6 protein-coding genes are annotated in these 7,180 nt (G+C 41.2%); 2 read left to right on the plus strand and 4 right to left on the minus strand.

From position 1 onward, the window contains the following. The 4 genes from PHR02_RS09450 to uvrC all read right to left on the minus strand — a co-directional run. Positions 1 to 1,637, minus strand: a 1,637-nt coding sequence (locus PHR02_RS09450) for a nitrate- and nitrite sensing domain-containing protein (RefSeq protein WP_299991479.1), incomplete at its 3' end; no start/stop codon positions are given. 23 nt (positions 1,638 to 1,660) lie between these two features. Beyond that, complete coding sequence (locus PHR02_RS09455; RefSeq protein WP_299991481.1) at positions 1,661 to 3,226, minus strand: hypothetical protein; 1,566 nt, start codon at positions 3,224 to 3,226, stop codon at positions 1,661 to 1,663. 10 nt (positions 3,227 to 3,236) lie between these two features. Next, complete coding sequence (locus PHR02_RS09460; RefSeq protein ID WP_299991489.1) at positions 3,237 to 3,650, minus strand: PAS domain-containing protein; 414 nt, start codon at positions 3,648 to 3,650, stop codon at positions 3,237 to 3,239. Between the two features lie 70 nt (positions 3,651 to 3,720). After that, positions 3,721 to 5,529 carry an excinuclease ABC subunit UvrC gene (gene uvrC, locus PHR02_RS09465; protein WP_299991484.1) on the minus strand — a complete coding sequence of 603 codons (1,809 nt, stop codon included), beginning with the start codon at positions 5,527 to 5,529 and terminating at the stop codon, positions 3,721 to 3,723. Positions 5,530 to 5,606: 77 nt separating this feature from the next. Between uvrC and PHR02_RS09470 the strand changes: the two genes are divergently transcribed. Beyond that, positions 5,607 to 5,735, plus strand: coding sequence for a hypothetical protein (locus PHR02_RS09470; protein WP_299991486.1), 129 nt, complete (start codon positions 5,607 to 5,609; stop codon positions 5,733 to 5,735). Then, positions 5,725 to 7,176 carry an L-aspartate oxidase gene (nadB, locus tag PHR02_RS09475; RefSeq protein ID WP_299991491.1) on the plus strand — a complete coding sequence of 484 codons (1,452 nt, stop codon included), beginning with the start codon at positions 5,725 to 5,727 and terminating at the stop codon, positions 7,174 to 7,176. The genes PHR02_RS09470 and nadB overlap by 11 nt, the downstream gene beginning before the upstream one ends. The last annotated feature ends 4 nt before the right edge of the window (positions 7,177 to 7,180 follow it).

Genomic DNA, 7,180 nt, shown 5'->3' on the forward strand with positions numbered 1-7,180 from the left:
CTGCGGATATCGACGCTAATTGATCCGCCGCTGTTTGTAAATTTGACAGCATTAGAAAGTAGGTTGATGATAACCTCTTTGATTTTTGTTGGATCACCTTTGAGCGGACGCTCAAGGCTTGGATCAACATAACATGCAAGGTCAATATGTTTTTCGGAAGCACGAACCCCGTAAACCTCGACGGCACTTTCAAACTCATCCATAGGATTAAAGACAATCTCTTCAATTTCGAGTTTGTTGCTCTCAATTTTAGAGAGGTCAAGAATATTATTGATAATCTCAAGTAGATTTTCAGAACTTTTCTCGATGATATCAATAAATTCACGTTGTTCATCATGAAGCTCTGTATCTTTAAGAAGTTCTGTAAATCCAACGATACCGTTAAGCGGAGTACGGATTTCATGGGACATATTGGCCAAAAACATTGATTTGGCTTCAGAAGCTTCCATCGCAAATTGTTTATCATTGAGGGTTTGCTCAATAATCCGCTCTAGTAATGCATACGCTTGTGCGGTTCCAGAGGTAGTGTCGAGATTGATGGTATGGCTGAGTACTTCAGCTTCATTATCATGAGTATCTTCGGCAACTCGTTTTAAAACGGACTCAAGATTTTTAATGTTGGTTGTAATCTCAGCAGAGAAGAGATAGCCAAGTACTGCAACTAATACCCCTAGAATCCAGACAGCGATTGCAATGACGAGAACTTGAACGGCTTCATTTTGAACGACAAGAGCCCGTTTATCCATTGCTTCAATCAATATTTGTTCTGCAGTATTGATCGCATCAATTTTCTCAGAAATCATTGCGAACCAAACGCCTGATTGGCTTTCATACACTCCGCTTGTGGAGGCTTGTAGAATACTAGTACGTTCGGTCGTGATATCAAGGTAGAGTTCTGTATTGTCTTCATTAAATAAAGAAGTTTTGAGTTCCGTTTGAATAGCTTTGTTGCTGATCCCCTCAAGATTAAAGGTATCGGCTTTTGCAATCAGTGAAATCCATCGGTTGAGTTCTTCTTCGGCAAGAGGAGTAGCACGTGCGAGAACATACGTAATATAGTCACGCTCAATACTGCTGTATTCATTAGCACGAACCAGAGAAAGATAGCTTGATGAGAGGGAATTGACCTCTTCATCAAAATGCAAATTTGCAAGATTAGCAAGTTCATTGATCAGTTGTTCTTCAGAGTTTCCGTAAAGATCGGTAAAAATTTTGTCAAAATTAGCGGTTCCATCATCTACAAGAGGACGAGATTCGTCGATACCCTTTTCAAGAGTAGTGATCAATTGTGATAAGGAAGCTGCGTTTGAGCCTTCTTCTGTATTGATATGACTGAGTGATTTTAAATGCTTTTGGTACGCTTCAATTTTTTGATCAACAATAGCGCGCTGTGCATGAAGTGATTTTAAGGTAGCTGCTGAAGCGTTCCCCATATACATTACGGTCATTCCACGTTCACGTGAAAGATTGTTGATAAGGTCGTTGAGCTGTTTATTTCCCTCGAGTCTTACTTGGAGCTGACCGGCTCCTTTATAAGCATTGTAAGCATTGTAAACGAAGTAGCTTGCAATGGTGAACAATATCAGAATGGGTAAGAGACTGATGAGGCGGAGTCGATTTCTAAGTCCTAATTCCATGGGTTTTCCTCTATTCTTATTTTTTACAGTTGTTGAAGAAAGTTATTAAGGCGTTTTGAGGCTTTATTAGCTTCTTGTGCATCATTTGTTTGTGATAAAATTGCCAATTCATCGGAAATTTCATTTAAGCGTAAGTTATCACTAATCCCTTTGAGATGACTGGCAGTTTTTTTCCATGCATGAGTATCAAATGCACCAATCGCAGAAGTAATTGCCTCTCCTGCGTAGAGAGCATCTGCCTTATACTCCTCAATTAATTCTTCAAAAAAGGCATCTTCGACCCCAAGTTGTCCTGCAATAAGACGCTTATCATAATGCAATTTAGGGGCTGGAGCTTCAATTACTGTTTCAAGGACGATTTCTTCATTACTGCTATCATCTGTTTTGGATAAATCTTCATAAAATGTTTTTTCAAAAGCAGGTTCTTCAATACTTTTTTCTTCTTGGAATGCTGGAATGAGATCTTCTTTGAGAACTAAGTCGTATATGTCATCATCAAGGGTGATTTCGTTACTTTTTGGTATTTCGATTGCTTTGTGATCTTGTACCATAGGGGTTTCTAGCACTGCAGGAATTTCTTTTCCTTCTAGTTTCGTAATAATAGTAAAGAAATATTTGAGATTTGCTTCAATTTCAATCGAGTCGTTTGAGGTATTGATAATACTAAGCGTTTCAAAGGCATCTTCAATACGTAGATTCGCGGCAACACCTTTTAGTTTATGTGAAAGAATTTTAATATTGTTGGTGTCCCCTTTGAGGACTGCTTCGAATAACTCATCTTTGAATTCATAGGCTTGTTGGATGAAGTCACCGATAAATTCTTGAATCAAATCGACAGGAAGACCTAGCTCATGCGCCGCAACATTTGGATCAAATTTATAGGATTTATCGACATGAAGATTTTCTAAGAAACTTTTTTCTGCACTGCTGTAATGAACATCTCCAAGCATTGGTCGCTCAGATGATATGGGCGCAATCGGCACTTCTGGAAGTATTTCTTGTAACTCTTCTTCATTGAGGGGAAGGGCAAGTTTGGCATAGAACTCTTCTTCTGTCTCTGTTGGTTCAAAATTAGATTCTGAAAGAGGGATGTCCAAGATGCCGGGTTCACTGAGGGCTGTTGGGGTAATGTGTCCATAGTCAGGGAGACCATCAAGTGTTGGTTGATAGGAGAAAGGAATTTCTTCAATGGATGGAGCAGATACAGGTGTTATTTCAGTCTGAAGTTTTGGGGCAATTGTATGGGGTTTTACATCATCACCGGTTATGGTTTTAATATGTGTCATATCGATGATATAGCCGTTACTATCAGGGCTTGAGCAGAGGTAGAGGCTATGGACGCTTAGTGTACACGAGAAGGTTCTTCCATGCGCATGAACAATGGCAGAACGGGCATCAGAATCAGCGTGCAGTAAAAAATCGATCCAACCAAAACTTTTAAAGTTATGAATGTATCCCGGTTCTTTAGCGAAAAGGTCCGCAACGTCACCACAAACCTCTAGTAAATCCTCAAGGGTTGTATAGTTTAAAAGTTTGAGCCCATCTTCGTCAATGCCAATGAACTCGTGTTTATGATTATAAAATAGCACTCATGTCCCCCTATTGTTCTTGTTCTAACATTTTGCGGTACAACGCCGCAGTCTCTTCGATATTTTTTCGTGAAGCCGGTTTACGCGCTGCCATGTATCCTTTGACTTTACCCTCTTTATCGTAGACAGGTGTTACTTCGGTATCAACCCAATAATACCGTCCGTCTTTGCGGAGGTTTTTTACCAATCCATGCCATAGGGTACCCGATTGTATCGTTTTCCACATTTGCGCAAAAGCAGCTTTTGGCATATCAGGGTGACGGATAATGTTATGGGGTTCTCCAATTAATTCATTGACAGTATAACCCGATATTTCGCAAAATTTGCGATTCGCAAAAGTGATGAAACCTTGGGTGTCTGTTTCACTGACGATTGCACGTCCCTCAAAAAAATATTCCTCATCAATCGGAATTGGATGTTCCATCATTTTACCCCTTAACTAAAAAACTGCTGAAAACATAATTCGTGGAATATGGCATAAACTCCATAAAAGATTACTTAGACGCGCTTTCTTTGTAATAATTTTGGATACTTTTCGCATCTTTTGCTCCAATAACCTCACAAAGTCCCTCAAAATCACTTTTTTTGATTGCTTCAAATGTACCAAAATAATCGAGTAATTTTTGAATTTTAGGGTGTGATATTCCCGAAATGGAAAGAAGTTTGGAGTGTTGATCCTGTTTTAGTTTGGTTTTTTTATGAAAAGTGATCGCACTTCGGTGAGCTTCATCGCGAAGCATCTGCACAAATTGAAGCCTTTTGTCTGAGCTTTCTAATCGGAGAGTATCATCATTGGCATGAAGAATATCGCGGGCAGAACCTTTTGCACGATGGGAGACAGCATCTATTTTCTCTTTACTGATGGCGATAATATCGAGATGAACTCCATGCGATTCGAGTAAATCTACGGCTAAGGTTCTCAACGTCGAACCGCCATCGAGAATCCATAAATCAGGGGGAGGATTTTGATCAAAACCTTCGATACGGCGTGTCAGTATCTCTTTCATTTGTCCGTATTCGTCTCGTTCGTGAAGATGGTAGGTTCGGTATCCTTTTTTATCAAAATGTCCTTCATCGTACACGATCATAGCGCCGACTGTGGCAGAGCCTCCATGGTGGGAATTATCAAAAACTTCGATTCGTCTTGGAAGTGTGTCGAGGTGAAATAATTCTTGAAGTTGTATCAATAGTGTCTCATTAGAAGGTTGAGGGGTTCGTAAAAGCTCATGCGCGTTTGCCAGTGCAAGATCGATTAAGGCTTTTTTATCTCCTCTTTGCGGTACTTCTATTTGGGCTTTTTTGCCAAAAAGAGCACTAAGGTGTTCTGTAACCCATTCGCGTGATTCAAACGGATGTGCGGTTAAGATGGGGGCGACGATGGGAGGTTTTTCAGATCCGTAGAACCCGATCACTATCCGCTCATACGCTTCATCGAGGGAAAAATAAGGGGTGATAGGGAGGAAATCATACGTGCTTGAGGCCACTTTCCCCTCACGAATGAACAGACGGAGGATACAAGCTCTGGTTGTTTCAGCAACTATTGCGAAGAGATCATAGTTATCGGTAGAGGCCAGATCGATTTGGGACGATATTTCGCTTTTGCTGATCCGCTCAATCCGGTCGCGTAAAATAAGTGCCTCTTCAAAGCGGAGTGATTCGGAATAAAACGCCATTTTTGTTTCAAGTTCTCGAATCAAATGCCGTTTGTTTTGAATCCACGCTATCCCCTGATGAACCATTGAAAGATAGGTCTCGGTAGCTACCGGAAATTCACAAGGGGCGAGACATTGCTCCATTTGGTAAAAGAGACAGGCTTTTTTCCCCTTAAGACAGCTTTTTTTCTGTACCAGTTTAAGAAGTTCGTAGAGTGAGTCGAGAATATCACGTGCACCCACTGAAAAAGGGCCAAAATAGCGGACCCTTTTCCCTTTGATGATTTTACGGGTGAGTTCGAAACGGGGATAGGGTTCTTCAAGATCAACATACAAATAAGGATAGGTTTTATCATCACGCAGAAGAATATTGTATTTTGGTTTGAGTTGTTTGATCAGGGAATTTTCTAAAATGAGCGCGTCATGTTCGTTGCGGGCAATAATGTAATGAAACCCAACGGTTTCAGAAAGCATTTTTTGGATTCGCAGAGAGAGGGTTGATTTTGGGGTGAGTGTCGGGGTGAGATTAAAATAACTTTTTACCCGTTTGGAGAGATTTTTGGCTTTTCCGATGTAGAGGATTCTCCCTTTTTCATCCAGATATTGGTAAATCCCCGCACATTGTGGCAAAGAGCGAATAGTATCGATCATTACAGAACTCTTAATCTCAAATTTATGGTAGCTATTATACCATCCAACTACAATAACTTTAGAGGGATGGGAGCGTCATGGCGCAAAAATGGATGATGATCTGCACGATAGCTTTATTAATGGGGCTTGTGAGCGGATGTGGCTACAAAGCGCCACCGTATTATGAAAAACCATCACCGAAAGAGAAGCCTTCCGTTGCGTTATGATGTTGTTATTATCGGCTCAGGAGTTGCAGGGTTGTACGCGGCGATTGGATTGCCAAAATCGTTAAAGGTATTGGTGATCAACAAATCCTATCCATGGGAGTGCAATACCTATTACGCCCAAGGGGGAGTGAGTACTGCTTATGATGACGCTGATATACCGTTACACATCCAAGACACCTTGGATGCGGGTGCGGGGATGTGTAACAACGAATCGGTTCATCTACTGAGTGAAAATTCGCAAACGGTAATCCGTGATTTGATCAAGCGGGGATTTTTGTTTGACAAAGATGATGAGGGAAATCTACTCTACACAAAAGAAGCAGCCCACTCGCGCAGTCGGATTCTTCATGCCGGAGGAGATGCGACAGGAAGGCATCTTCATTTCTTTTTACTCAACCAAAATCCCCATCCGATGTTAAGCGATACAACGGTGATCGATCTTTTAATTGAAGACCATCAGTGTTGCGGTGTCGAAGTGATGAGTGAGGGGAAACGGAAAATTATTTTGGCGAATAACGTCATTATCGCCAGTGGCGGAGTGGGGTCCTTGTATGAGTATCATACGAATGCTTCGACCATCAGCGGGGATCTTCACGGTATTTGTATCGAAAAAGGGATTGAACTCGAATCGATGGAGATGATGCAGTTTCATCCGACGGTATTTGTAGCAAACAACTGGGCACGAAAACAGCTTCTCTCTGAAGCATTACGGGGAGAAGGGGCACACGTAGTTGATGAAAATGGGTACCGCTTTTTGTTCGAGTATGATCCCAGAGGTGAATTAGCACCGCGTGATATTGTCAGCCGCGCTATTTTCGATTATAAAAAACGGAGCAACAAACAAGTCTATCTTTCGTGCGAAGATTTTGAATCGGAGTATTTCAAAGAGCGATTTCCAAATATCTATAAATCGCTCAACGATTTAGGGTTTCAATTACCAAAAGAGAGAGTACCCATCTCTCCGGCGTTTCATTATGCTATCGGCGGAATAAAAACCGATTTAAAAGGAAGAGTACCGGGGATAAAAGGGCTTTACAGTGTTGGTGAAGCGGCTTCTACGGGAGTGCACGGGGCTAACCGTTTGGCAAGCAATTCATTATTAGAAGGGCTGGTGTATGCAAAAGAGGCTTCTGAAACGATCCTTGCAACATCAATACCTTCTTGTAGCAAAACGTTTGAGATTGGTAACGAACCGCTTGAAATTGACGGAGATAAAGAGATAAAAGACCAACTCAGACGCATTATGTGGCATAATGTTTCCATCGTTCGAACTCCTGAAGGATTAGAAGAAACAAGAGCGATAATTGACACGTTATTGCAACACAATATCGGTAAATTATTGAAGTTGCGTCTTTTAACCGCCAAAGCAATTGTTGAGGCTGCATTAGAGCGAACCGAATCAATCGGTGTCCATTTCATTACACAAGGAGTCAAAGAATGACAAC

Source organism: Sulfuricurvum sp., from assembly GCF_028688295.1.
GTDB lineage: Bacteria > Campylobacterota > Campylobacteria > Campylobacterales > Sulfurimonadaceae > Sulfuricurvum.